This window comes from Photobacterium andalusiense, from assembly GCF_900185625.1.
GTDB lineage: Bacteria > Pseudomonadota > Gammaproteobacteria > Enterobacterales > Vibrionaceae > Photobacterium > Photobacterium aquimaris.
The window spans coordinates 1-1,650 of the sequence record NZ_FYAJ01000033.1 but is presented as its reverse complement, the minus strand read 5'-3'; the positions used below and the strand labels follow the sequence as shown (position 1 = coordinate 1,650).

Sequence of the window (1,650 nt, the reverse complement as noted above, 5' to 3'; positions counted from 1 at the left end):
AGTCTTATTTTAAAGATAATAATATTCCCGTAGAGAAAATATCAAGCGTAGAACAATTAATAACAATAATAAAAGATAATCATCATGTGAACCTTATTGATATATTTTCTCATAGTGAAGCTGAAAAGATCATTATTGGACAAGATGAAATAACGCTCAATAATATTGATAATTATAAACAGCAGCTTAATCAATTAGGCCAACATCTGTCAGAACACGCACACATTAATTTATTAGGTTGTGATATTGCCCAAACCGACGCGGGTAAATTACTGGTTGATAAATTTGCCCAGTACACTGGAGTCAGTGTTGCCGCATCAAATGATAAAACAGGGGCTTCTGAGTTAGGGGGGGATTGGGATCTTGAATATGTCAGTAAAGTTAATCGTTTTACTTACTTTCCTTCTGATTTTTCCTTGTATAAAGAATATCCATCGGTTCTTGGTGATATTGCCAATTCTTTAGTGGGATGGATGACAAATGGCGGGGGGTGTTATACCTCAGATCAATATGGTTATTGGTGGGGACCAGCAGAAATTAACTCGTTGCAAAGTGGGTGGAATACTACGGTTTTGGTTGATACTCCTCATCAGCGCGTACTTGGTAGTGCGATATCAAGTAATACTTCTGGTGCACAATGTGTCCTTAGCAGTAATGGTAGCCAAGATCTTAATGATCCAGTGGGTTCAAATCATTATGTAGAGTATCAGTTTGAAACCAGAAATTTTGATCCCACTAGTGTTATTTATGAATTGGGTAGCATGGGGTGGGTTGAAAATAGAACGAGTAAAGTTGAAATTCGTTTATCCTCAGATGACTTTGCTACTTATACACTCATTCATAGTCCAAGCGCTAATATAAATACTCAGTTTTTTGAATTTACTAATCCAACATTATTAGAACCTAATAAATTTTATAAAATGAGAGTCTATTTTTATTCTATCGTTAGTGTTGAAATGTCGGATGTAAATCTTGCAGGGACCAGAACGTATGCTCCCGCTGATTTTGGCGATGCGCCTGATACCAGTGCGGCGACAGGTGTGAATAATTATCAAACACTACGTAGTAATAATGGGCCAGAGCATTTCGTTGACGAAGACTTGTACATTGGTTCAACTGTACCCGATTTAGAAGATGGTGATCTGCAAGACATTACAGCGACGTCTGATGATAGTGATGGCGTAGACGATGAAGGGGGCATGACATTGATGCCTATTCAAAGTACGTCAACGGATTATAAAGTGTATTTAAAAGTCACTAATAATACTGGCGCAACGGCGACATTAGCCGGTTGGATTGACTTTAATCGTAATGGGCAGTTTGAAGAAAGTGAAGGGCAGCTTGTTCAAATACCTTCTGGTGTAACGCAAGTCAATACTGAACTGGAATGGAATGGGATTTCCCCAAGTAGCAGTACCCATTTATATTTGCGTTTACGTCTAGTCAATCGTGTTGTTACGGGAATATCGGATATATCTTCACTTGGCGCTGATGGCTATGGTGAAGTCGAAGACCACCGTATCGAAATGCAAGACATTGATTTAGGGGATGCCCCAGACAGCTATGGTATCGACCCAACATTAGGTGGTGCATACCATATTATTACCAATACATCGAATCTCTATTTGGGTAATTCAACCATTGATACCG

At 38.7% G+C, this 1,650-nt stretch carries 1 protein-coding gene; it reads left to right on the top strand.

What is annotated here, in order from left to right; all coding sequences use genetic code 11:
- Positions 1-1,650, top strand: a 1,650-nt coding sequence (locus PAND9192_RS20200) for a DUF4347 domain-containing protein (RefSeq protein ID WP_144018115.1), incomplete at both ends; no start/stop codon positions are given.